Annotated in this window: 24 protein-coding genes and 1 pseudogene; 2 read left to right on the forward strand and 23 right to left on the reverse strand. The window is 49.6% G+C overall.

All coding sequences use genetic code 11. The annotated features are described in order from the left end of the window. Window positions 1-96: 96 nt before the first annotated feature. Window positions 97-615 (reverse strand): DUF3231 family protein, encoded by a 519-nt coding sequence (locus tag FPL14_RS00425; RefSeq protein WP_182301172.1) that lies wholly within the window; start codon window positions 613-615, stop codon window positions 97-99. 170 nt (window positions 616-785) lie between these two features. On the opposite strand from FPL14_RS00425, the gene FPL14_RS00430 reads away from it, so the two are divergent. Continuing rightward, complete coding sequence (locus FPL14_RS00430; protein WP_182301173.1) at window positions 786-1,274, forward strand: hypothetical protein; 489 nt, start codon at window positions 786-788, stop codon at window positions 1,272-1,274. 62 nt (window positions 1,275-1,336) lie between these two features. Here FPL14_RS00430 and FPL14_RS00435 read toward each other — a convergent pair whose 3' ends face one another. The 17 genes from FPL14_RS00435 to FPL14_RS00515 all read right to left on the reverse strand — a co-directional run bounded on the left by FPL14_RS00435 (window position 1,337) and on the right by FPL14_RS00515 (window position 19,647). Then, a complete protein-coding gene (locus FPL14_RS00435) occupies window positions 1,337-1,750 on the reverse strand; it encodes a MarR family winged helix-turn-helix transcriptional regulator (protein WP_182301174.1) in 414 nt (137 codons plus the stop codon). 97 nt (window positions 1,751-1,847) lie between these two features. Then, entirely contained in the window at window positions 1,848-3,017 is a 1,170-nt protein-coding gene (locus tag FPL14_RS00440; RefSeq protein ID WP_182301175.1) for a murein hydrolase activator EnvC family protein, read from the reverse strand. 218 nt (window positions 3,018-3,235) lie between these two features. Continuing rightward, complete coding sequence (locus FPL14_RS00445; RefSeq protein WP_182301176.1) at window positions 3,236-4,003, reverse strand: ABC transporter ATP-binding protein; 768 nt, start codon at window positions 4,001-4,003, stop codon at window positions 3,236-3,238. Between the two features lie 15 nt (window positions 4,004-4,018). Beyond that, window positions 4,019-6,358: an ABC transporter permease gene (locus FPL14_RS00450; RefSeq protein WP_182301177.1), complete on the reverse strand. Its 2,340-nt coding sequence runs from the start codon at window positions 6,356-6,358 to the stop codon at window positions 4,019-4,021. A gap of 9 nt (window positions 6,359-6,367) precedes the next feature. Next, the gene (locus FPL14_RS00455) at window positions 6,368-7,003 is read right to left on the reverse strand and encodes a TetR/AcrR family transcriptional regulator (RefSeq protein WP_182301178.1); all 636 of its coding nucleotides are present in this window, start codon (window positions 7,001-7,003) and stop codon (window positions 6,368-6,370) included. A gap of 150 nt (window positions 7,004-7,153) precedes the next feature. Continuing rightward, entirely contained in the window at window positions 7,154-7,621 is a 468-nt protein-coding gene (locus FPL14_RS00460; RefSeq protein ID WP_182301179.1) for an NUDIX hydrolase, read from the reverse strand. A 208-nt stretch (window positions 7,622-7,829) separates the two neighbouring features. Further along, window positions 7,830-9,344 (reverse strand): FAD-dependent oxidoreductase, encoded by a 1,515-nt coding sequence (locus tag FPL14_RS00465; RefSeq protein WP_407644635.1) that lies wholly within the window; start codon window positions 9,342-9,344, stop codon window positions 7,830-7,832. A gap of 42 nt (window positions 9,345-9,386) precedes the next feature. Further along, complete coding sequence (locus FPL14_RS00470; protein WP_182301180.1) at window positions 9,387-11,447, reverse strand: MMPL family transporter; 2,061 nt, start codon at window positions 11,445-11,447, stop codon at window positions 9,387-9,389. A gap of 7 nt (window positions 11,448-11,454) precedes the next feature. Further along, window positions 11,455-12,711: a beta-ketoacyl-ACP synthase II gene (gene fabF / locus FPL14_RS00475; RefSeq protein WP_182301181.1), complete on the reverse strand. Its 1,257-nt coding sequence runs from the start codon at window positions 12,709-12,711 to the stop codon at window positions 11,455-11,457. A gap of 13 nt (window positions 12,712-12,724) precedes the next feature. Continuing rightward, a complete protein-coding gene (locus FPL14_RS00480) occupies window positions 12,725-13,864 on the reverse strand; it encodes an NAD(P)/FAD-dependent oxidoreductase (RefSeq protein WP_182301182.1) in 1,140 nt (379 codons plus the stop codon). 1 nt (window position 13,865) lies between these two features. Then, complete coding sequence (locus FPL14_RS00485) at window positions 13,866-14,543, reverse strand: methyltransferase domain-containing protein (RefSeq protein WP_229263728.1); 678 nt, start codon at window positions 14,541-14,543, stop codon at window positions 13,866-13,868. A gap of 44 nt (window positions 14,544-14,587) precedes the next feature. After that, window positions 14,588-15,688 carry a type III polyketide synthase gene (locus FPL14_RS00490; protein WP_229263729.1) on the reverse strand — a complete coding sequence of 367 codons (1,101 nt, stop codon included), beginning with the start codon at window positions 15,686-15,688 and terminating at the stop codon, window positions 14,588-14,590. A gap of 201 nt (window positions 15,689-15,889) precedes the next feature. Further along, window positions 15,890-16,807, reverse strand: a complete 918-nt coding sequence (locus FPL14_RS00495) for an aldo/keto reductase (protein ID WP_182301184.1) — start codon at window positions 16,805-16,807, stop codon at window positions 15,890-15,892. 117 nt (window positions 16,808-16,924) lie between these two features. Next, entirely contained in the window at window positions 16,925-17,275 is a 351-nt protein-coding gene (spoVAE, locus tag FPL14_RS00500; RefSeq protein ID WP_182301185.1) for a stage V sporulation protein AE, read from the reverse strand. Beyond that, entirely contained in the window at window positions 17,272-18,288 is a 1,017-nt protein-coding gene (spoVAD, locus tag FPL14_RS00505) for a stage V sporulation protein AD (protein WP_182301186.1), read from the reverse strand. Before spoVAD ends, spoVAE begins: the two co-directional genes overlap by 4 nt. Window positions 18,289-18,290: 2 nt before the next feature. Then, window positions 18,291-18,722 carry a stage V sporulation protein AC gene (spoVAC, locus tag FPL14_RS00510; protein ID WP_407644655.1) on the reverse strand — a complete coding sequence of 144 codons (432 nt, stop codon included), beginning with the start codon at window positions 18,720-18,722 and terminating at the stop codon, window positions 18,291-18,293. A gap of 64 nt (window positions 18,723-18,786) precedes the next feature. Then, window positions 18,787-19,647, reverse strand: a complete 861-nt coding sequence (locus tag FPL14_RS00515; protein ID WP_182301188.1) for a DUF421 domain-containing protein — start codon at window positions 19,645-19,647, stop codon at window positions 18,787-18,789. A gap of 158 nt (window positions 19,648-19,805) precedes the next feature. Here FPL14_RS00515 and FPL14_RS00520 point away from each other — a divergent pair, with 158 nt between their 5' ends. Beyond that, a complete protein-coding gene (locus tag FPL14_RS00520) occupies window positions 19,806-20,012 on the forward strand; it encodes a DUF1657 domain-containing protein (protein WP_182301189.1) in 207 nt (68 codons plus the stop codon). A gap of 320 nt (window positions 20,013-20,332) precedes the next feature. Here the strand turns inward: FPL14_RS00520 and FPL14_RS00525 are convergent, their stop codons facing one another. The 5 genes and pseudogenes from FPL14_RS00525 to FPL14_RS00545 all read right to left on the reverse strand — a co-directional run bounded on the left by FPL14_RS00525 (window position 20,333) and on the right by FPL14_RS00545 (window position 24,218). Further along, a complete protein-coding gene (locus FPL14_RS00525) occupies window positions 20,333-21,247 on the reverse strand; it encodes an NAD(P)/FAD-dependent oxidoreductase (RefSeq protein ID WP_182301190.1) in 915 nt (304 codons plus the stop codon). Window positions 21,248-21,303: 56 nt separating this feature from the next. Beyond that, window positions 21,304-21,735 (reverse strand): RrF2 family transcriptional regulator, encoded by a 432-nt coding sequence (locus FPL14_RS00530; RefSeq protein ID WP_182301191.1) that lies wholly within the window; start codon window positions 21,733-21,735, stop codon window positions 21,304-21,306. A gap of 127 nt (window positions 21,736-21,862) precedes the next feature. Next, on the reverse strand, window positions 21,863-22,342 hold the full coding sequence (locus FPL14_RS00535; protein ID WP_182301192.1) for a hypothetical protein: 480 nt from the start codon (window positions 22,340-22,342) through the stop codon (window positions 21,863-21,865). A 72-nt stretch (window positions 22,343-22,414) separates the two neighbouring features. After that, window positions 22,415-23,286: pseudogene (locus tag FPL14_RS00540) on the reverse strand (NAD-dependent epimerase/dehydratase family protein). Continuing rightward, on the reverse strand, window positions 23,283-24,218 hold the full coding sequence (locus FPL14_RS00545; RefSeq protein WP_182301193.1) for a DMT family transporter: 936 nt from the start codon (window positions 24,216-24,218) through the stop codon (window positions 23,283-23,285). Before FPL14_RS00545 ends, FPL14_RS00540 begins: the two are co-directional and overlap by 4 nt. Window positions 24,219-24,236: the final 18 nt, after the last annotated feature.

Below are 24,236 nucleotides of genomic sequence, written 5' to 3' on the forward strand. Positions count from 1 at the left end.
ACATAGCCCCGGTTTAAGCGACTTGCCTAGGTAGCTTGATCCGAGCAAAAGAAAAAGCAGCAAGGTCTAGCCTGCTGCTTTTTCTTTGACGTCATTTTAAGCTTTCACGGGTTCAGGCCGTTTAAGATGCAGCGGCGGCGGGATTAGCCATCCTTTTTCTTTGAGCAATCTAAGAAGCCTTCCGGATAGGATCGTTTTGGCCGCGTGATATTTGGCGAACAACGCCCCGATGTCTTCGCGAATGCACATGGCCATCGCTTGGCTGCAATAGACGAGCCCTCCTACGGAGTCTGCCGACAAAGCCGCCGCGATTTCTTGATCCGCAAACCGCGCGCCTACCGGGATATCTTCGAGTTTAACTTTAGGTCTATCCGGCATCATTGGCGCTGGCGCAATGCCATTGTCTTGAAGCAACACGTCCAACTCCTTGACTTCTAGTTTTGCCTGGTCGATATAGTCGTCAATCAGCTTTTTCAAGTCGCTGTCCCCGGCGTGATTGAGATAGGCTTGATAACAAGATATGACTCCTTTGGCCATCGTCGAGGAGCCCCAAACATTGGATACTTCTCCATAATGCATAGGCTCGTCCTTCGGATTTCCGCTTAAAATCCCCACAGCAATACCTCTTTTCTATTGTTCGGATTATTTTTAATCCACTCTAATATGCGCCCTCGTGCTCGCTGTTATTCAAAGCAAAGAAGGCATCCGCGCAATCACTCGTTCGAATATATGAATATGGTAACTGTGACCCTGATTATGAGAAAACCATTCATGTAGAGGGCGTGGTGCGTATTAAGAAGATCATTCCGAAAAAAAAGCCGATAGCCAATAAAAGACCTTCTTCAGCCGTCGCGAAACAACCGAGTTTTTACCTGTACCGCGATCCCAAGTTTGGATTCACCCTGCGACTTCCGCAATCTTGGAAAACCTATACCGTCGTTCGAAGAAGAACTAATCTTGACGATGCGGAATACGGCGCTTTTTTCCTCTTCAAGTACCAAGGAAAAGTATATGAAGACGTGTTATCGATTCTTGTGTTCAGGATGACCAAGAAAGAATGGCTCGCGATTTATGAAGACTCCCCAGTCATCTTCCTTGCCGAACGCAATGGCTTGGTTTATGCTTATACGGTTCCGGGAGAGCTTCCGAGCGATTTTCTGGATCCGACCGGAAATGACTACGATTACAAAAAGTACGGCAAACAGATTCGATTGCTTACCCGAATGGTAAACGACGATGTCCCGAAAATCGTTAAAACGCTGCGATTTACTTGAATACCAAAAAAAACTCGAATGTCGATTATCGACTTCGAGTTTTTTATTTAAGTTATCGATCATTAACGGGATTTCTCGGTGAGCGTCACTTCAAGCAAACCCGCCCTCTTTAACTCATCCCGATGAATCTCCGATAAATCCTCCAACAATCCCATTCCGTATTCGGTCAAACGCACCAACACGCTTCGTTTGTCCTCCGGATTCGGAATTCGTTGCACCAATCCCAGCGCCTCGCAGCGCTTAATAAGCTCCACGCATGCGTGCGGAGTTATTTGCAACCGTTCCGCAAGCTCTTTAGGCGTGGCGTGCTCCCGCTCCTGAAAACCCATGATGGATAACATCAATTGATGGTACTGAGGAGTAAGTCCTTTTGCTCTGGCCGCTTCCTCGCTGAATCGAATAAATTTCCGGATTCTATAGCGAAATAAAGCTAGTTGCTCATAAACCTCCTTAGGCAATCGTCCTTGATGATTCATATCCATTCCCTCTCGATTTCTAGAATACTCCCAGTGTACGCCATTCTTCCGCTCGGGACAATCAATCCGTTACCAAATCGATTCGATTTACATGATGTTATTTAAGGTAAGGAGCGGGATCGACGCGTTCGAAGTTTTTGCGAACTTCAAAATGCAAATGATTACCGGTAGATAAACCGGTTGAACCTACGAGCCCTATCTTTTCGCCTCTTTTGACAGTCTCGCCTTTTTTCACCTGAATAGCGCTTAGATGACCATATAAAGTCAACAAATCTCCGCCGTGATCGATGATGATCGTATTGCCGTAACCGTTCGTTGTTTGGGCGACGGTAACTACGCCCGACTCGGCCGCGTAGATAGGCGTGCCTTTCGGGGCAGCCATATCTAACCCCCCATGGAGCTTTTTCTTTCCGGTGATCGGATGATCCCGAAAACCGAACTCGGACGAAAGTCTATATTCGGATTTTAACGGCATGCCGAGCTTACCGCCCTTGTAGTAGTTTTTGATCCGGTTCTTTTTCGCTTCCAAGGCCGAAGCTTGCTTAGCGAGTTCCGTTACCTGTTTCTCGGATTCCTCGCTGATCTCTTCCATGGATTCGATCTGCTTGTTTATGTTCGCGATCAACACTTCTTTATCCAACTCTTCTTGCTGGAGTTCCGCTTTCTGGTTTTCCAACCTGTCGTAGAGCTCCTTTACTTGTTTCAATTCTTTTTCCCTTTGCGTTTTCTTCTTAACGACGGCTTCCGAATATTCTTTTTTCTCCAGAGCAATGTTGCGATCCTGGGTCGCGATCGATTCCACCGCATCGAACCGATTCAAAAAATCCGAAAAGCTTGACGAGCTAAATAAGACGTCCAAATAAGAAACGGGACCGGCCATATAAGCCATCCGAACTCTCGAATCCATCAGTTCTTTATGGTTATCCAATTGCTTAATAGCTTCTTCAAGTTGTACGCCCGTCGCGAGAAGCCTCTCTTCCGCTTTGTCAATATCCCCTAAAGTCGAATCCAGCTTTTTCTGAATTCTCTCGATTCGTCCTAGAATGGCTTCTATATCTTCTTTAGTGGCCTCTTTCTTGCCCGTTAACTCAATGATGCTCTTGGTTGCATATCTTTGTTTATGTTGCTCCCTTTCCATATCGTCTTGAAGCTTTTTCAAGTCTTGATTGATTTTATCGATTTCCGACAAAGCCTGTCCATTATAGGGTTGGGCAACCAATCCGCTCGTCAACAGCAGAGCTGCCAACAGCAAGAGCTTCCTTCTCACGACATTTCTCCTCCGCATCGGTAATCTCTCGACATAATACCTTATTTTTCTTGTTTTGTAGATGTTTACACAAGCGTATTTTTCGTTTCATTCCACTGGAAACCTATATAGGAATTGGGATTTGGTCCAATTCTTATAATTTTATCATTAAAGAAACCGCATCCTAAGGACGCGGTTTCTTTATTGAACTTTTACTAGCCGGTAATGACATCGCGAACCTAGAATCCCATCTTCTTCAACCAAGCGGACAGCAGTTCTTCCCGATCCTTACTATCGTCGTTATCTCTTCTATATTTGCCAAGATGTTGCTCGGCCACGATGCTGCCGTCGAGCATAAACAGTACTCGATCCGTCTTAGCCGCAACTTTAACGTCATGCGTCACTAGAAGAATAGTCGTCCCCGAAGCATTGATGTCCGCTAACATATCCATGATTTCGCCGGCGGATTTGGAATTGAGCGCGCCCGTCGGCTCATCGCCGAAAATCACGTCCGGATAGTTGATGAGCGCCCGGCAGATCGCCACTCTTTGCAGTTGTCCGCCCGACGCCTGCGTGATGTCGTTCCCCGCGAGCTCTGCAATGCCGGCTTTCCCCATTAACTCCGCCGCTCTTTCGTTCACTCTTTTACGGCTGCTTTTATTAGCCAAATATGCGGAAAGAATAATATTATCGATGACGGACAGATTTTTTAAGAGATGCATGTGTTGAAAAATAAAACCCATATTATTCAGACGCAGTCTGGACAATTCCTTCTCGGTTAACGCGGATATCTCTTGGCCGTTGAATACAACTGTTCCTCCGCTCGTCGCATCCATTCCGCTGATGCTATAGAGCAATGTTGATTTACCCGAGCCGGATGGCCCCATCACGGATACGAATTCGCCTTTCTTGATTTGCAGATCGATATTTTTCAGAACCTGTTGTTCGTTTTTATGCCCGACCGCGTACGTTTTGCTTAATCCCTTCGCTTCCAATACGATTTCCATCCCATAATCCCTCCTTTATTCCGCATTCATTTTAGCGACGCTCGTATTTTTGATTGAAATCAAGTTTATTAAGGCCGTAACCGCCACTACGATCATGAACGCAATCGGAAGCAACATGTAAGATTGAATAGGATCGATCACGAAATCGATTCGCGAAGCCCCCATGAAAGACATGAGAACCCCTGCCATGCTCTGCCCCATCGTGTTAGATAGCACGGTTCCGGCGACAATGCCGATTCCCAATATGAGAATCGCCCTAACGACATACTGCGCTCGAATCTGGCGAAGGGAAAATCCGATGCTCCTCATTATTGCGATTTGAGCGTTATCTTTGGCTACGGCCATCTTCAGGAACAATGAGGTAATCAATATGGATACGAGGAATGCAACGACAATGGCCGCTATCGTAAGAAGCTTTAATTGATCGATCGTATTTCCCAGAGTTTGACCCAGATACCCTTCTAAATCCGTAACTTTCGCCGGATGGAGAGCAGTTGCGTATTGTTCCAATTTCTCGCTGACGTCGATACCCGGTTTAAGATCTATGCTCACTTCATAGCGAAGTACGGTTTCCGGGTCGAAGGGCAATACCGCTTTGGCCGTGCGTCCCCCATTGGTGACATCCTGATAAATCCCGCTTACCGTCATCTCGCTTTCCTTCCCTCCCACGACCAGCCGGACTTGATCGCCAACGGTTTTATTCATTTCTTTGCCGTTCAAGTAGGATAGCGCGATTTCATTGTTCCGTAACGGTGCTGCTCCGTTAAGATAATCTAGCGGAAATTCGGAAAAATCCCCCGATTCGACCGTCAAATTCTCCAGTACGCCATCGCTGTTCACCATTTTGAATTGGCTGACGTACATCGGAGAATACCGTTCAATGTCCTCATCTTTGTTAAGGTAGTTAATTATTTGCCCGAAGTCGCTTTCGATAAGGTCCGATTGCTGCAAGTCCACCCGCAGATCGCTTCGTTCGATTCCCATATACGTGTTGAAATCAGGTGACTTAACGGTGTTCAAGAAATTGACCGGAACGATAATCAGAAAGGAACAGATCAAGAAAACGAACAATAACAATCCATACGATTTGAACCGCCCTAGCACATCCCTTATTCCAAGGAAAATAGGGATGTTTAACCATCTGTTTCTGTGCACCGCCAAAAAACGTTTATTATTGCGCGCCTCGCCGATATTGCCAGACCGCAATGCTTCTACCGCCGATATTCTATTAAACCTTCGGAGCGTTAACATGCAAGAAAATACGACGATCATATAGATGAACGCAACCGCTACGAACGGGATAAGGTTCAACAGTAAGCTCTTCGGAACTGTCCCGATATAGAGCAATATATTGGCCGTGAACATTCGACCGAGTAACAACGTTCCCGCATAACCGGCGACCGATGCCAGAGCGGCCAACACGATATATTTGAACAAATAGATCCGTTTAATGTCCCGCTGACCGATTCCGATCGCTTTCATGACGCCGATGTCCCTATAGTCTTCTTCCATCGCCGCAAGAATGGTATATCTTAGGCAAAGCATCGCAATGATACTTAGCAATAGGCTTGCCAAGATGATTACCGCTGCGACAATGCCGTCCGTTAACGCATTTAAGGTTTTGAACAAAGGAAAGTCGATGCTCGGACCTAGCTTAGGCAAGGTTGAAGCTTGATAAGCATTTCTGAATTCGCTTAGCTTGCTTGTATCGGCAAGCCGAAATTCTATCAGATATTCCGCTTCGCCGATGTTGGCCTTGAGCCGATCCAAATCAAGTTCATTCACGACAAAACGCTTGGAATGAATGATGGACGGGTTCATTTGAGCATCCCTTACGAAGTCGACGACTTTGAACGCCATCCGGAAATCCGAGCCGGCAATCTCTACGGCGTCGCCTATTTCCATGTCGTTACGCTGCATGTAATAGATGGGCACTGCGATTTCGCCTTGCGCGACGTCGATGGCTTGGCTATCCAGATTTAGCAAGCGATCGAATGACGGATTCTGTTTGACGAAATAATGATCCATAACGCTGTTATTCTCTTGTGTAGAGACATTGCCTATCGTGAGATTCAAGCCGTCGATCTTGATCATCTCGGCCGTTTGATAATCTTCAACGAGTTTGTTGCCTGCGGCAAATCGGTCTATCTCGGCTTCGTCCAAAGGTCCGGCATGCATTTGGACGAAATGCGGCACGCTCGATTTCGTAAATAAGGCGGTTAACGAATTCGTTAATTCCGTAATCATGTTCGCGCCGCTGGAAACAAGGAAAGCCGACAGCGATACAAAGATGAACAACGTTATCGAGATGCTTTTTTTTCTGAGCAAATCTTTTTTCAATATTCTGAATAGCATCTTGTCGTCCTAGCTCCTCTCTCTCTTGCCGATGGCCTCGAGCATATAACCGAAGCTGCCTTGTTCTGCGCCTAAAGTCTTTTCCATGACTGCAGTAAAAGCTACGGCTTTCCGCATCAGTTCCTCTGGCCGCCACTGAAAGATGCCATCATCGAATAAAAATGACGACGATACCAACAGAAATTCCACCGTTTCTCGAGGATAAGCCGTATGAAACGTCCCTTCCTCTATGCCTTGTTCAATGACATCCGTCAATACGGGGGTCAGTTGAAGTATCGTTTCCACCAAGCTTTTCTGATGCATCTCCGCATTATGGACTTGGTGCAGCTGCTCGATCATTCGTTCTTTTCCGTCATCCGGCTTTTGCGCCATTACGATCCTAAATATTTTCTCATGTGCCGTAAGGGCGATATCCGAAGCGATCAATCTGGCGGCATCTACGCCTGCTGCGATAAAACGCATGACGATCGCATCCATTACCTCTTCCTTGGACTGGAAGTGGTAATAAAACGTGCCTTTGGCGATCGCTACAGCCTCCAAAATGTCATTGATCGTCGTATGGTTGTAACCTTTTGTGGCGAATAGTATTTCTGCAGCGTCTAATATTTCATTTTTACGTACATCGGGGTTTTTGGATATTCTCAACGGTACTCCTCCCTTCCGATCGACCGACGGTCGGTCAAATAGAATCGTAACACTTTTCCAATTCATCCGTCAAGCGTCATGCGAAATAACCCGGACCAAGATTTATCCATCTCGGACCGGGTAGTATTTTCTAGAATAGCCACTCGCGAATCAGAACATTTCCGAGAAAATGACTTGCTCCACGTTCGCTAAAATAAGATCTTTAATCTTCGGGCTGAAAGCTGCAGGCAATTCGGATAGCGGGAAGAATCTAACTTCCGTACCTTCCTCCCCGTCCGCCTTTAAGCAGCCACCCGTTATCTCATTGGTCACGAAAGCGATCGTCACCGAATAATATTCGTCCCCATTCGCAAGCTTTACGAAATGTTCTTCGCCGGAAAATACCCCGACTAACCTCATATGGCCAAGCCGAAGACCTGTTTCCTCGGCGATTTCTCTTCTCCCCGTATCCTCCGCGGATTCCCCCAACTCCATGAATCCGCCCGGAATAGCCCACGTCCCGTCCCGTTTCTTCTGAAGCAGCAGCTCATACTCATCGTTAATGACAAGAACCGCCACTCCCGCGAGAATGACCGGCCGGTTCCCTATCCTATCTCTAAGCTCCTCGATATAGCCCATTCATTCCCCTCCTCCATATCGATCATCGAATCCGTCAACATATTCATTATGCGATTCGATAATAGGAAGATAAATAGAAATGTTCGATTCGTTTATTTCCTATTTTTCGGGCGCTATGGATTGAGAGTCTTATGGTAAGAGTAAAACAAGGAAACGGCCATAATCATTCTTCACAGATTTTCTATTCAGACGGCAACGGCGGGGACGGCTATTCGATCTTACCCAAGGGTGCTTTAGCCGGTCCTTCGACGACTTCCCCGGTATAGGAAAATCTGGATCCGTGGCAAGGGCAATCCCAAGTTCGGTCCCCATCGTTCCAGTTCGTCTCGCAACCCATGTGCGTGCATGTCGTATCGACCAAGTGCAAAGTTCCTTCGGAATCGCGGTATGCCCCTGCCCGTTTGCCGTTAATGCGAACTAGAGCTCCTTCGTTGTTAGCCACGCTGTCCGGAGAGCGATAGACCGACTCCAGTTTTCCCGAAATTAAGTTCTTTGCTACGTCTACGTTTTCCTTCATGAAGGTTTTAATGTCCGGATCCGCATGCAGCCGCGAAGGATCGAACACATCGCGATACCGGTCCTCGATTTCTAGAACCCTGTTTTTCAGAAGATGGGCGGCCGCCGTTCCGTTCGTCATCCCCCATTTGCGATAACCCGTCGCAACGAAAATGTTGGTTGCGCCGGCGCTGATCTGTCCCACGTAAGGCACTTTATCCAAGGTGACCAGATCCTGCGTCGACCAACGATAAGCGATTTCCTTCACATCGAACACGGATTCCGCGAACGACTGCAACGCTTCATAATGATTAATCGTGCATGCGCTCTGCCCTGCCTTGTGGCCTTCTCCGCCGACGAGGATCAACGGCTCGTTACCGCTCTGAACTTCCCTGATCGAACGCTTTGGTTGATCCACGCCGAGGTACATCCCGCCGTTATAGGGCTGCCCGATGCGTACTCCAAGCACATAAGAGCGTTCCGCATGCAATCTCGCGAAATAAAAGCCTTTCCAATCAAGAAAAGGGAAATGGGAAGCGGAAATGACATGCCGGCAGACGATGCGATTACCCGATTCGGTAACAACGACGGGAGACTCGCCCTCTTCCACCTTTATCACGGTCGTATTTTCATAAACTTGAGAACCCAGTCGGCTGAGTCTTTCGTTTAATGCCGTTAAATAAGCAACCGGGTCAAACCTGGCCTGACTTTTCATGATTAACGCGGATTTAATGCCAATCGGAATATCGATACGATCGGTAAGCTTCCCTTCGATTCCGAGCTTCTCATACGCGCGAAGTTCTTTCTCAAGCTTTGCTATCTCATTATCCGATTGAGTATACAGATAGGCATCCTCATCCGATAAGTTGCACGATATCCCTTCTTCTTCGACCGTCTTCCTGATGAAATCCAAAGCGTCGCGATTAGCTTCGTAATACAACCGCGCTTTCTCTTCGCCAAAATGCTGAATAAGCTCGTCATAGATGATGTCGTGCTGGGCCGTGACTTTCGCGGTCGTATGCCCCGTGGTGCCGTGAAGGATGCGCCCGGCTTCCAGAATGACTACTTTTTTGCCTTCTTTGGAGAGTAAATACCCTGCGGTAATTCCGGTGATTCCCGCGCCGACGATAACAACGTCCGCTTCTATGTCTTTTGCAAGCTTAGGGTACTCCGGTATGTCCGCCGACGATGTCCAATACGATTGAGGAAATTGAGGAAGCTGAATCAATGGAATGGCCCCTTTTCTCTGGCTAGGTGATCTTCATTCGCGTTAGTTTTTACCAAAAGGCAGCCACCAATTCCATTTACCGAACAATTTCATTAAGGAAGGAACCAGGACCATCCTCATAATGGTTGCATCCAAGAACAATGCCGCAGCTATTCCGATACCCAACTGCTTGACTCCAGTGACGTCGGCGTAAGCAAAAGGAACCGTTACGGCAATCATGATGGCTGCCGCCGAAGTGATGATTTTGCCCGATGCCGCAAGTCCTTCCCGGATCGCTTCGACATTGTCTGCCGTTTCCCTATAGCGTTCGTAGATTCTTGACAAGAGGAAGACGCCGTAATCCATGCTGATCCCGAAGGTTAACCCGAAGATGAATACGGGAATCATAATCGCAATGTCGGTTGGCTCCATTCCAAAGCTCCCCTGTTGAAAAATCCAAGTCAAGATCCCGAAGGAAGCACCGATACTAGCGAGATTCATCGCTACGGCCTTCAACGGAATGATTAGCGAGCGAAACGCGATGGATAGGACGATGAAATTCGAAAAAAGGACAAAAATCAGCACGTATCTCATTCGGTTAAACACTTCATCGTGCACTTCTTGATGGTATTTCGGCTCTCCTCCGATTCGAACGTCAAATTGGGAGTATAGATCGGAACGATCGCGTACCCACTGCATCGATTCAGCGGACGACTCTTTTCCCCGAAGCCATACGGTTAAGTAATAAACCCCTTCTTCAACGGACGATCTTACCGTATCTATGCCAATAACTCCGGGATCGCGTGCAAGATGATGCCGAATCGGGTCTACGATATTTCGGTTCCGTTCTCCCGTAACGTCCCTCTCTTCCTTTACTATCATCAATACTTGCGATACGGAGTATTCTCGGAACCGTTCCGCCATCCTCTCCGCCGCGACGCGCGATTCTTTATCCTTCGGCAACGACTCGGAACCGGGAATGCCGACTTCCATCGCGCGGACGGGGTACAAGCTAATGAACAGCACGAATAAGGCCAATAGCGCGGATGCCAGAGGCCGCCTCAATACTACGGTTAGGAAGAACATCCACAATCCGTTTCTCCCACTACGGTTATCCTTAGCTCGTGTTGAGAAAATAGGGTTACGAAGACGATAGAGAAGCGCCGGAACGAAAGTCAAATTGATCATTAACGAAACGAGGAGAACGACAAGCGTCCCAAGAGCAACCGAGTTAAAAATAGGCATGCGAATAAAAAAGGTTCCGATTAACGCCAGGATAACGCAGCCGACGGAAACGACGATAGCTCTGCCGGATGTAGCCATCGTTTTTAAGATCGCCTCGTCGGCGGACAAGCCTTTTCTTTCCTCTCTGAACCGGCTGACCATCAGCAGCGCGAAGTCTATGACGGCCATCCCTACCATCGGGATGACGTTATAAACAAACACGGACAAAGACGAATGTCCGTAAGCGCCTATCGCATACATCATTCCCATTGCAATGAATACGGACATGGCGCCGGCGATGATCGGAATGATCGCGGGTAAAAGCCCTCCCAAAGCAACCGCCAAGATGACGAAAGCGATCGGAATGCCGATCCTTTCCGCTGTCTTCAGATCCTGCTTGCTTAACCGGTTCACATCTTCTTGAATGACCGGTTTGCCGGTTGCGGCAACCTTGAATTCGCGTTCCTCCGATATCTTTTCGCGTATTTGCCCGATAGCTTTCTTTCTTTCCAGAGCGGAGCCCGTGACGGAAACGAGGGCATAGGCGTAGTTTCCTTGTTCCATCTCCTGTCGTTCTAACGGAGAGGCAGCAACGGACACGCCTCTCACTCTCTCGAGTTGGTTCAGCTTGTACGCGATGAAAGCATGGAAGACGCGTTTCGGCCTGCTATTGTAATTATCGAATAGAATAATGACAGGCTCGTCCGGCATACGAAGCTCGCGCGACCAAACTTCTTGCACTTGCTCATATTCTCCGTGGGTCTTCAGGCCGTGATCTCCTAGAACGTTGGATAGTCGAATAGCGAACGGAACGGAAACAAGCGTCAACAATACCCAGAAGGTAATGACCCAGGAACGATTGCGGATTGAAAAAGAAGCCATTCGACGGTATATCGTCATAACGGACTCATAGGGAGATCCGAGGACGACGATCGCCGAAGATCAATACCGCATTATGGCCCCCGAAAGCAAAAGTATTGGAAATGACCGTATCCAATTGTCTTCGTCTCGCGACGTTCGGCGTGTAATGCAGATCCAGCTCTTCATCCCGCTCCCCGTAATTGATCGTCGGGGGAATGATTCCATCTCTTAACGCGAGGATGGAGAAGATAGCCTCCACAGCCCCCGATGCCCCAAGCAGATGGCCTGTCATCGATTTCGTCGAACTAATGCCGATGTCGCGAGCAGCATGTCCCAACGCTGACTTTATCGCTCTGGTTTCCGTCAAATCATTCAGAAGCGTGCTAGTCCCATGCGCATTCACATATTGAATATGCTCCGGCGAAATCGTAGCGTCTTCCATCGCTAGAGCGATAGCCCTTGCCCAATCGCTACCGTCCGTTCGCGGGGCAGCGATATGGTAACCTTCCCCGGACGAGCCGTATCCGAGCAATTCTGCATGGATAGCCGCACCGCGAGCCTCGGCATGTTCCCATGATTCCAAGACGAGTATCCCCGCGCCTTCGCCCATCACGAAGCCGTCGCGCCTCTTGTCGAACGGACGGCTGCCTTGCGAAGGCTCCGTTTGGGTAGACAAGGCTCTCATAGCAGAGAACGAGGCCAAGCCGATCTTGCACACCGGAGCTTCCGCGCCTCCGGCAATCATGACCTCCGCATCGCCTCTTCTTATCGCTCGGAATGCTTCGCCGATCGACTGCGAGCCCGAAGCGCATGCGGTTACCGTGCAGCCCGCGATCCCTCTGGCACCATATCGGATCGCCACGCGGCTTGCCGCCATGTTGGGGAGGAACATCGGCAAGGCAAACGGCGAAACCCGGCTATAACCATGGCGAACGACTTCTGTCATTCCCTTCTCGAACGTCATGATTCCTCCGACTCCGCTTCCGATCCAGACGCCTGTACGCAGCGGATCCGCAAGATCGCCAATCGCAAGCCCGCTATCGCGTATCGCTTCATCGGCTGCCGCAATCGCCAGTTGTACGAACCGGTCGGTTCTTCTGGTCTCCTTGGCTTCCATATACCTTGTTGGATCGAACCCGTCGATAACGGCGGCAAGTTTCACCGGCAATCCTTCCGTAAGTTCGTCCGGCAAACGCCGAATACCGGAAACTCCTTTGATCGCATTGACCCAAGAGGTCTCCTTGTCCATTCCGATCGGCGTGACGCATCCCATTCCCGTAACCGCAACCCTCTTCATCCTCATCCCTCCGTCCGCATCATCCCCGCAGCCTCGTCGCTCTTACCATTCTTTCCGCCGCTCCCGGCGCAATCGAACCTAATCGAAACAACCATGTGGAAAGATGGATATGCGTCAGGATCCGTTCAAATCTGCTGCCCCATCTAAGAGCGCCTGTAAACTGTTGTTCGATAAGCCTGGTATAAACATTTTTCCATTCCGTTCTGGTGCAATAGCCTCTCAGATAGTCATCGGCGAGCGGAGCGCACAGCTCCACCGACCGAAGAGCCATAGACATGCCGTCCCCGCAAAAAGGAGGAATAACCGCAAGCGCGTCGCCGATACAAGGCAGCTCGTTCCATGCATTCAAGCGAGGCGTGACGTTTACCGGGAAAGTCGACGCATGGGTTCCAGGTATGCTTGTTGCATGCTCCAATCGTTTCCGAAGAGCGGGAATACGAGTTGCTGCGCTCTCCAATACGGTTTGAACGGCTCCGGATCCTCCCAGCCTGCGAAAAGACGCGCGAGTTAGCAGTGCCGCAACATTCATCCGTCCGCCCTCGACCGGAGATAGACCGATATATCCGCCCCGAAAAAAATAAAGATCGACGGCAGCGTCCGAGTCGGATCTTGTATAGTGCGATTTAATTCCCACATAGGAGCTGTCTTTCGCAATGCTCCCATGTGGATGAAACCCGTGCAATGATCGACGGCCCCAAGCGGCAATTACGGTACGGGAGAAGAACCGGGTTGTTCCTCTATCGGAAGCGATATCCACCCGGTATCCGTTGGAAAATGGTTTCACCGCCGACACCGGGCTCCCGGAAAACATGCTGCCCCCTTGTTGCGCAACGGACAACTGCAGCCTCGCATCCAAGGAATAGCGGCTTATGCCCATGGCGGTCCCGGGTAATGGAATTTCGAGCGATGCTCCGCGTTCCGTATGCAGACGTACTGTCGTGATGGCCGCGGGTTGCAAGGAGGTAACAACCTTGTCTAGCCCTAGAGCTTTCAATGAGCTAACGGACTCAGGCGACAGAAACTCTCCGCAAGCCTTATGCCGAGGATAAGTCTCTCTATCGACGAGAGCTACATTCCAACCACGCTTGCTCAACGAATAGGCGATACCGCTCCCGGCAACCCCTGCGCCGATTACGACCGCATCGAATTCATTATCCACCCTATTCGGCCTCCCGTTGTTTAGGAACGACCACGGCGTATCTAAACAGCGGTCTCCAACTGATGATGATATTCGCGATCCCAAGCCGCCCGGCTAGATTTCGAAGGTCCGCGTTTCGGAATCCCTTAGCTACGGACAGAGGGCCGTCATGACGGATGTAACGATTCCGCGAGATGAAGCGGGTCGCGATCCATACGGCTGCCCATGGAAGCCAATGCCTGTGAATGTCATTCAATACGACGCCGATTCGAGACGCATCCAGCATCTTCTCCATCATCGACGGTAATTGCTCAGTAGGAAAATGATGCGCGAATTGGGAAGCCGTCACGATATCCGCTTCGAAGTTCCGCAAGCGAATCCAATCTTGTTTGACGAACAACACTCTCGGGTCATCCCGGAATAGCCGTTCCGCTTCAGCCCGGGCTTCCTCGGTCACATCGGCCAATACGACGCTCACCCTTATGCATTGTCTGTCCGCCCATTTCAAGATTCGGCGATTAATGTCCCCGGAACCGGAACCGACATCAAGGATCGTTAACTTGTCCGGCTTCCCCGCGCTTTGCCACAACCTCTTAACTCCGTATAGCGCCGGTCCCGATGCTCCGAAAATCGCATTAAGCCTGCGCAAATGCCGCAACGCTTCCCGAAGCTCTTCTCCGCCTTCCGTAAAATCATCCATGAATTCAAGCTTCGACGATCGATGGCGCAATCCATGCCCCGATCTCATGGATGATAGGAAAAACGGACAAACTCGGCGGTCATTCCCGGTCCGAACGCGAGAGCGATTCCGTCTTTCGTTTCGGTATCCGACAACGATCGCAATTGTTGCCGTAATTCGGCCAGCACGAACAATATCGTAGCCGAAGACATGTTGCCGTATTGCCGAAGAATGAATCGACTGGCTGCCGTTTGCGAATCCGATAGATGAAATGCCGTTTGCAAGGAGTCGATAATTCCTCTTCCTCCCGGATGAATAGCCCATAATTCCGGCAAAACGTCTTCCCCCCAGAAGGCTTGGAAAGCGGCGGGAACTTCTTTGGCGATTAGCCCGGGTATTTCCGGGGAGAGGAATAACGGGAATCCGTAATTTCCGATCTCCCACTTCATATAGGATGAGGTATTAGGAAACAGCACCGCGCGGGATTGGTGCAGGGCAAATCCTCCCTTACTCGCCAAATTCTCCGTCCCGATAACGCATGCGGAAGCGCCGTCGCCGAAAAATGCCGTGGAAAAGAGGTTCTCCTTATCGAACGAAGGTTGGATATGAAGGCTACACAGTTCGAGCGCGACGACCAGCACCTTAGCCTTCCGATTTTTCCGAACGATCTCCTCCGACATTCGAAGAGCGGACAAGCCGGCAGCACATCCTCTAAAAGTTAACGGGATTCGATCGGCATCGGCGCGAAGATCGAGACTCCACACGAGCTCCGCGTCCATTCCCGGAAGGGACAAGCCGGTGCAGGTAACCGTAATTACGTGGGTTATTTCGCTTGGTCGAATCCGGCTATCAAGAAGCGCCTCTCGCGCGGCTTCCGTCGCGAGGTTGATAGATTCCCGCCGATAAGTCTTCATTCGTTCTTCGGTAGTCGGAATATTCAAACCGGGCAATGAAGGAAGATACCTGCAAGCATTCGCCGGTTCTAACAGGTTAGGTTCGCAAGTGTAACGCGAGTCCACTCCGCAATGGGAGAAAACGCGTTTCGCCCACCTTGCCGTCTCCGGGCGATCCTTTAGAGCTTCTCCCAGACGTCGCGCGACGTCTTCCTGCTTCAAGCAATAAGTCGGAACGGCCGTGCCAATGCCCATAACGGCTATTTTATCCAATGGTTAGGCGCCTCCTAAACGGATCGAGATTGGACGATAGGGAAAGATCGGACAAGAAATGATACTTACAATATATGAAAGGCTCGCGATGGCCATTCCTCCATTCCGCGGCTTACATCGGATCGAGCCGCAAAAAAGAACCCTGCCGCGGCAGGGTTCTTACGGGTTATCGGATTCTGTATCGCATGAGGGCACAGTGAATTAAGGAAGTACATTACCTGCGGCACGATAGATGTCGTACCATTCTTGACGCGTCAGGCGGACGTCGCTTGCCTTCACGCAATCGAGCAGACGTTCCGTATTCATCGTGCCCGTAACGGGCTGCATGCGCGCGGGGTGACGAAGCAGCCAAGCAATGGCGATCGTCGTGTTGCTTACTTCGTATTTGGCGGCAATTTCATCGATAACCCGGTTTAGCTCAGGAAACTTGTCGCTGCCGAGGAATACGCCTTCGAAGAAACCGTATTGGAACGGAGACCATGGCTGGATAGTAATATCGTTCAGCCTGCAGTAATCGAGAATGCTGCCATCCCGGTTCAGAGCGGAGTCGTTCTCCATGTTCACGTTGATTCCGTTGGAAATCATGTTGGCGTTCGTGATGCTGAGCTGGAGTTGGTTGGCCACGATCGGCTGCTTCACCGCTTTCTTCAACAGCTGGATTTGCAGCGGATTCTGATTGGATACGCCGAAATGGCGTACTTTGCCCGAACTTTCCAGCAGATCGAACGCTTCGGCGACTTCCTCCGGCTCAACTAGCGCGTCCGGCCGGTGCAGGAGCAGAATATCCAAATAATCGGTTTTCAAACGTTTCAAGATGCCGTCCACCGATTCTAAGATATGTTCCTTGGAGAAGTCGAACATTCCTTTGCGAATGCCGCACTTCGATTGCAGGATGATCTTCTCGCGCACGCCGTCGTTCATATGTATGGCATCCGCGAATATTTCCTCGCAAGTGCCGTTGCCGTATATGTCCGCATGGTCGAAGAAATTTGCCCCTGCTTCCATAGCCGACTGTACGAATCTTTCCGCCTCGGCAGCGGATAACGAGTTAATGCGCATGCAGCCGACCGCGATAACCGGGATTTCTAAGCTGCTCGTTCCGAGCTTGATCTTTCTCATAACGAAGTACATCCTCCTCTAAGATGTTCTATTATGACTACGCTTATTTAGTTGCCTTTAATATTCTCCCACAAATACAGGAACGGTTTCAACTATTAAAAGCTCCGGCGGATGGTCTTAACCTTTCGGCTTGGCGACCAACGCGGCCAGGAAAGAGAAAATGATCGCAGCCGAAATTCCCGCGCTTGTGACCTTGAAAATTCCCGTAATTATCCCAATCCAGCCATCCGTTTTTAGTTCTTCCAAGGCTCCATGAACAAGTGCGTTCCCGAAGCTGGTGATCGGGATAGTTGCGCCTGCACCGGCAAAGTCGATAAGCGGATCGTAAACTCCGATGCCATCCAATGCCGCCCCAAGCACCACCAACAAAGTCATCGTATGAGCAGGAGTAAGCTTAAAAACATCAAAACAGATTTGCCCGAATACGCAGATCGCTCCGCCGACAACAAAAGCCCATAAAAAGATCATGCTCTCCCTCCATTCTCAATGGAAACCGCGTGTGCGATACATGGAATACTTTCCCCTTGTTGATAAGATATCGGAGATAACAACGCTCCGGTTGCCACAACCAGGATCCTTTTCCATTTGCCTTCGCGCATTTTATTGAGCAAATGTCCGTAGGTAACGACCGCAGAGCAGCCGCAACCGCTCGCTCCTGCTTGCACGGATTGCTTATCGAAATCGTAGATCATCAATCCGCAATCGCTATACTCGGTTTGTCCGATGGGAATCCGATGTTTATCGAACAAATCCAGGGCTAAGTCGTAACCGACTTTGGCGAGATCCCCGGTAACGATCAGATCGTAATATCCCGGCCCGATTTCCAAGTCCCGAAAATGGGCTTGGATCGTATCTACAGCTGCCGGTGCCATCGCCGCTCCCATATTAAATGGATCGGTAAGCCCCATATCCACGACCCTGCCCATTGTTGCGGAGGTCACGACCATGCCTTCGCCATCAAGCGATACAACAGAAGCACCGGCTCCCGTAACTGTAAATTGCGCGGTTGGCGGTTTTTGCGAACCATATTCCGTCGGATATCGGAATTGCTTCTCCGCCGTCGCATTATGACTGCAAGCGCTCGCCAGCGCAAACTTGGCATTTCGCGAGTCCACCATCATTGCCGCTAATGCCAAGCTTTCCATCGAAGTCGAGCAAGCCCCGAACACGCCGAGATAAGGAATCGCCAAAGTCCTGGCCGCAAAGCTGCTGCTTATGATTTGGTCCATCAAATCTCCGCCGATGTGGACATTGATCTGTTCTTTCGTTAATCCCGCGTTTTCGATCGCGATTTTCGCGGCTTCCTCTAATAATACCCGTTCCGCTTTTTCCCAACTGTCCTGCCCAAGCATTAAATCGCCATGAATAATATCAAAGTCGTTCGCAAGAGGCCCCTGACCTTCGAAAGGGCCGACGACCGTTGCCGCGGATCTGATTCTTGGCCGGTTTTCGAAGATCATGCTTTGATGTCCCTTAATCACTTTTAATGTCCCCCCGTTGCATTTGGGTTAAAGAGAAAATGAAGAATTCCCACAATAAATGCCGCAACGACCCCGAAGACGATAACCGGGCCGGCAAGCTTGAACATTTTTCCTCCAACGCCCAATACCAACCCTTCGCTGCGGTGTTCGATAGCAGACGAAGCCATAGAGTTTGCGAAACCGGTGACGGGTACGGCCGAACCCGCGCCAGCCCACTGCCCGATTTTATCGTACACGCCAAATCCGGTTAGGATCACGGAGAGGATAATCATGATAGCAACGGTCGGATTACCCGCTTTTTTCTCATCGAAGCCCCCCCAATGCATAAACATCTCCTGGACGGTTTGGCCCAAAAAGCAAATCAGACCCCCAACGAGAAAAGCACGAACGCAATTTTTAATAACCGGTCTCGCTGGCTCTCTGTGATCGGCCATTTTTTTATAATCCGTTTGAACCGGCGTCAATTTCTTCGTCTTGTTTGCCAATGGAATGGCCTCCTTATCGTTTAAGTACAGGTTCCAGATCCCGAATTATGTTTTCCATTTGACGGACGCAACGTTCGTACATATCTTTTGCTTTTTTATTTCTTGTGGTTAGCCCGAATAACATTAAATCCGCCTCGCATTTTTTCATTGTCGAGAAAAGAACGGCCTTCTTCTGGGGCAGCGGGACTTTAATCTGATCGTCGTACAAATCTACATACAACTGGCTGTACGAGTCGACTTGACCTAAGAAAACATTGTCAACGTTTACTCCGAGTTTTTCCAACTCCGTATTCAGCCATGCCCGATTCAATCCGATCGTAGCCAGAGGCTCGTCCATAATTTTTCCGTCCATAATAACCGTTTGCGGTTCTTGCTCGGGCCCGACTTTAATGCCTAGATGTTTGGGCGTAAGCGGTTGGTTTTCCTTAGTTAACATCACGCTAACATCACCGCTTGGCTCCATAATCGCAAATTCGACATCCGCCACTTTAAAGGCCATTTTCTTCCGCAGTTGTTCCATCAATTCATCCGTCGTTAACCTTTCCTTTTTCATATTATCTTCCAATATTTTTCCATCCTTGATCAGAACTCTTCCTCTGCTGTCTATAAAATCGCGCATTTTTTTACTTTTCATTTGTAAATAGGCGATTCCCAAAGAGACGAGCGCCCAAACCGAAATGGCAATTACGCCTAAGTACCAGTTTCGATCTGTATCCAAAGAAATGTAGCCAATCAAATTCCCGATCGTAATCCCCGTAATGTATTCGAACATGGACATCTGCGATACTTGCCTCTTACCTAACACTTTCGTGAAAAGAAATAAAGCGATGACCGCCATTAACGTACGATAAACAATTTCGATCCAGGTCGGCACTGCAGCGTTCCTCCTATTGTCAACTTTGGCATTATTCCAAAAGGTTTTGCCAAATTCGAGCTAATTATGAGCGCGGGCTTTTTCCAATTTCTGAACGATGCATAAAGATTGTCCGCTCATTCCATTCTAATATTAGTCGTGGACAGGGGGTGATTTCATTGACAGTCGCATCACAAGTAAAAACATGCGTCGCTTCGCTTAGAAGCGTACAAGCCAGCCTAGAGCAATTCGCTCTGGAAACTCAGAATCAAGAAGCCAAGACGCTCTTTACGAATGCCGCTACGCAAACTGGACAGATCCTTCAGCAAGTTGAAGGCAGAGTCCAACAACTAGAGAACGAGGAACCGCAATATAAAGGATTTTAATTTCAAACAGCCTATAGCAAAAGCCGCGCTAGGCGCGGCTTTTGAACAAACCCTATTTAATTGTCGGTATTCGCACGTATTCCTAGAGAAGCTTTCCGCTAGCGAGGCATAATAGGCAGCCAGCATGTAAATGTCGTTCCTTTGCCGAATTCGCTCTCTACTTCGATAACTCCGCCCAATGGACGCATCCGCCTGGGTAAAGGGCTGGAACAGCTTGCCGATCTGAACCTAAATGTGCGTGATGTCTTTGAGCTCCGTTAACATCTACTACCCCTAACCAGCTTGAGAATATTCGCTGAGTTGTTTAATCTATCGCAAGGCTAAATGTTGCTGCTCCATGCTTCCATAAGCAACTCGGTGTTAATACCGACGGCGGCCAAAGATCCCATCGATGCGGCGGTTATCGCTTGATACAGCTCCGTGGCGGCATCTCCTGCGCTATAGACGCCCGGTACGTTCGTTTTGCCGAAGGCATCGACGATAACGGTCCCCGCTTCCGTAACCTTGCAGCCTAAATCTTGTGGCAAGTTGGAGCCGGCAATTAGCTTAGGCGCAAAGAAAATTCCGCTGCAAGGCAGGAGATTGCCGTCTTCCAGTACGACTCGCTCTACCATGCCTTCGTTAGACTCGATGCGCTCGATCGGCGAGTCGTAGATAAGTACGTTATGTTGCTTCAGTTCCTCGCGTTGCTCATCCGTCAATTCATCAGGTCCATTGCTGCAAAGAATATATCGGCTCGTCCAGCCGGATATCATTTTGGCCATGTGCAGCCCCCTCGCGCCTTTGACGATCAAGACGAGCGGCTGATCCCTTAATTCCCAGCCATCGCAATAAGGGCACACGAAAGCGCTTTTGCCGTAAACTTCCGCCAATCCGTTAATGTCCAGCGGGACATCCTTCATTCCAACGGCAAATAACAGTTTCTTGCATCGATAGGACGATCCTTGCGCTGTCGTGAGTTGAAAATCCCCGTCGGCCCCCGTGATCTTCACGGCCGAATCTTCCACGATTCGAACGGAAGGGTATTCGCTGATCTGCTCTCTCGCGACTTTCCTGAATTCGCTTGGAGGAGTCCCGTCTCTCGTAAGAAAACCATGGGTTTCCCGAGTAACTCGATTACGAGGTTTCCCCTCGTCGATCAAGACCACGCTTTTCCTCGCCCTTCCCAGCACAAGAGCCGCATTCATCCCTGCCGGTCCGCCTCCTATGATCCCTACATCGGTAAGTTGTTCCATAGATTAACCGCCTTTCGAATTTTTTTAATGTCATTAACAAACTTGGGATATTAATTCTAGTTATCCGTGTTTGCGTCACAGCTGAACGATGCGCCGTCCAACGCGGTTTGGATCGTATGCTGCCGCAAGTAATCATGCATAAGCCTTTCGGCTCCGGTCATCACCTTATCGACCTGACATTCGTTATGGCCGGAATGCGCGCTCTTATTAAAACACTCGTACATTTGCTGCCGGCCTTCGACAACTTGGATAACTTCCAAGAACGTGATTTGATCAGCTGGTCGCGCAAGCTCATACCCGCCGCTCGCCCCGGTTACCGCGCGAACGATTCCATCCTGCCGAAGCTTAGACATGATCTTGGACAAATAGCTTTCGGATACGCCGAGCCATACGGATAGCTCCTTGATCCCAACGTTCTGCCCGCGTTCCGCACGGGCTAAACGAAGCAACGCATGCAGCGCGTAACCCGTGCTTTTGGAATATTGCATAGGCAATACCTTCCTTCCACTCATATTAATCTATTATGGATCTCTAATGTCCATAATAACGAATAGTATTCTTGAATTCAACTGCCTATACATAAAAACACCCCTCTTGGGGTGTTTCATACTGTCTTCAAGCATGCTGTTGGCGTAGCAGATTCATCATGCGAGTGACTGCCTTTTCTGCTGACTTTTGTTTGATGAGACCTTCCTTAGCGGATGCGTAAAGATGAATTTCGGTTGAATGCGAATCTACAGGGATGAATTCCAGACCGATAATCGTTGGATTCATGTTTCCGAATCCGCTCCCGATTAGAGCTGATAATAGAGGATTATCGGAATGATCCGAGGCGTCTATCATTTTCCCCATACGCGACAAAAGCTGATAAGCATGTTGGATTGCCGTCTTTGCGTCGCGTTCATATAACAGGGTACTCTTGTAATCGATTGTTCGAAGCTTTTTCGCAGCCCACTCTGCCCCCAGTCTTCCGGCTAGAGAAGCACCAATTGAGTTTCCGGTAAATACGCTGCCGATTCTGGAAGAAGCAGCACCAATCTTGCCGAGTTGTTTCTCTAGAATATGATTTGTCGCATCTTCATTCGGATTGTTCATGAGATTATCCCACCTGTCCAATGCTTTCTCATCAGACTGTATCCTGTTAACGAAATGGTTGTCAATCATTTCCTAATCGGCGGGCATAGAATCAGATCCAAGCACTTGGAGAAATCCTTCCCGCCAAGAAGCGAATCGGGGGTTCCAGCCATGCAGAAGCGCTTTGTCGTTATACGCGCCTCTCTCTCCCCTTCCGCTTCCTTGTTGAACGATCGGCGCTGAAGCACCTAATGCCCTGCAAACGCTGGCAACCACTCGGTACCGGCAGCCGGTTCATTGTCGACGATGTTATACGCTCCGGAAGGCCAGTGCAGCGCAACAATCGCAGCGCGTGCCGCATCCTCCACGTGCACGAAAGAAGCAACCCCGTCCGTTGCCGGCAATCGCCGCTCTCGCGCCAGTTCCGCCATTAATCCCTCCCTGGAATACCAAGTTCCGGCTCCGTAGAATAAGCCGTAACGAAGGATGACGTGCTCGGGGATTTCCGATACGGCGCTCTCCAACGCATGAACGCCTTCGATCGTCGTCCGCCGCGGGAGAGGCGCACTGAGATCAAGCGGACAGCTTTCCGACGCAGGCCCGTTACCTGGCTCATATGCCCAAGCAATGCTTTGCGCAATCATTCGGCTTACGCCGGCTGCCAGCGAGGCGTCCACGAGATTACGTGTTCCTTCCTTGCGGATTTTGGCATTGTCGGCGAAGTTCCGGGTACTTAACGACGTGAGCTGATGGATCACAATATCCGGCTTAGCTTCGCGGAGAGCGGTAAAAACCGCTTCACGGTCATACGCGTCCAAACATACCGCGCTTACGCCCATGTTGCTCAGATCGACGGAGTGACTCGGATTGCGGATTAATCCGATCACGTCATGTCCAGCCCCGACTAACATAGGCATAAGAGCTTTTCCGATAACCCCGCCTGCGCCCGCTAGTACGATCTTCATCCGGCTTTGACCTCCAACGCGCGATTGCCGATTCTTTTTCTTTTCCGGGACGTTACCCCGAGCACTCCTCCAACGATGAGCAAAGCACCTACGATATGATAACCCTCTAATCTTTCATGCAAGAATAGCACGCCTGCCGCAATTGATACGAAGGTTCCGAGATTTACGAACATGCTCATTTTGAAAGCTTCCATCTTGGACAACAAATAATTGGACAACAACGAAGAAACAAGAGACGACATTATTCCGATATATAATAGAGGTAAAATAAAATCGAGTTCCGTCAACGGCTCCCATAATCTGTTCATCGTTCCCTCGTACGAATGTTTGCCGATCGCCAGAGCATTGAACACTAGGCACCCGACCAACATCATGACGAAGCTCATTTGAATCGAAGTGTATCCTTCTTTGAACCGGCGGACGTAGACGCCATACAGCGATAGAGAAACGGTCGAGACCAGCAACAAAACCACCCCGACAATACTCGTATCGTGCACGGATGCCCCGCTTTGAGCCATGATGTAGATAACCCCGCCAACCGAACACATGACGGACAGCTTCTGTGTCCAAGTCGCTCTTTCCTTGAGCAGAAGCGAAGCCAAAAATAGCGTAAAAATCGGTCCGGTCGCTTGGAAAATTCCCGCCTCCGATGAACTCATCAGGTCAAGTCCATAGACTTGAAATCCGAAAAACAGGGTCGGATACAATAATCCAATCGGCAATAAACGCCACCACTTCCGTCCTTGCCAATCTATCTTAATCCACCCTGCCCAGGCAGCGACTCCCATGACGAGGAATGACAACGTAAATCGGTATGCAAGCGTATCGATCGGATCCGCGAATTGCAAGGCAATCTTCGTAAACAAAAAAGAAAAGCCGATAATTATCGCGTATAATAGAGCAAGCAAATAAATGCTCCGTTGTTTCGTCATTCCCGTTCCCCCCTCTGT

This window comes from Cohnella cholangitidis (assembly GCF_014107495.1).
Classification (GTDB): Bacteria; Bacillota; Bacilli; order Paenibacillales; family Paenibacillaceae; genus Cohnella; species Cohnella cholangitidis.

What these genes read in the sequence shown, in the direction of transcription:
- FPL14_RS00435 (WP_182301174.1), bottom strand. Translation starts at nt 1,750, where the DNA reads ATGAATCATCAAGGACGATTGCCTAAGGAGGTTTATGAGCAACTAGCT.
- FPL14_RS00445 (WP_182301176.1), bottom strand. Translation starts at nt 4,003, where the DNA reads ATGGAAATCGTATTGGAAGCGAAGGGATTAAGCAAAACGTACGCGGTC.
- FPL14_RS00450 (WP_182301177.1), bottom strand. Translation starts at nt 6,358, where the DNA reads ATGCTATTCAGAATATTGAAAAAAGATTTGCTCAGAAAAAAAAGCATC.
- FPL14_RS00460 (WP_182301179.1), bottom strand. Translation starts at nt 7,621, where the DNA reads ATGGGCTATATCGAGGAGCTTAGAGATAGGATAGGGAACCGGCCGGTC.
- FPL14_RS00470 (WP_182301180.1), bottom strand. Translation starts at nt 11,447, where the DNA reads ATGACGATATACCGTCGAATGGCTTCTTTTTCAATCCGCAATCGTTCC.
- fabF (WP_182301181.1), bottom strand. Translation starts at nt 12,711, where the DNA reads ATGAGGATGAAGAGGGTTGCGGTTACGGGAATGGGATGCGTCACGCCG.
- FPL14_RS00485 (WP_229263728.1), bottom strand. Translation starts at nt 14,543, where the DNA reads ATGGATGATTTTACGGAAGGCGGAGAAGAGCTTCGGGAAGCGTTGCGG.
- FPL14_RS00495 (WP_182301184.1), bottom strand. Translation starts at nt 16,807, where the DNA reads ATGAGAAAGATCAAGCTCGGAACGAGCAGCTTAGAAATCCCGGTTATC.
- spoVAE (WP_182301185.1), bottom strand. Translation starts at nt 17,275, where the DNA reads ATGATCTTTTTATGGGCTTTTGTTGTCGGCGGAGCGATCTGCGTATTC.
- spoVAC (WP_407644655.1), bottom strand. Translation starts at nt 18,722, where the DNA reads ATGGCCGATCACAGAGAGCCAGCGAGACCGGTTATTAAAAATTGCGTT.
- FPL14_RS00525 (WP_182301190.1), bottom strand. Translation starts at nt 21,247, where the DNA reads ATGGAACAACTTACCGATGTAGGGATCATAGGAGGCGGACCGGCAGGG.
- FPL14_RS00530 (WP_182301191.1), bottom strand. Translation starts at nt 21,735, where the DNA reads ATGCAATATTCCAAAAGCACGGGTTACGCGCTGCATGCGTTGCTTCGT.
- FPL14_RS00535 (WP_182301192.1), bottom strand. Translation starts at nt 22,342, where the DNA reads ATGAACAATCCGAATGAAGATGCGACAAATCATATTCTAGAGAAACAA.
- FPL14_RS00545 (WP_182301193.1), bottom strand. Translation starts at nt 24,218, where the DNA reads ATGACGAAACAACGGAGCATTTATTTGCTTGCTCTATTATACGCGATA.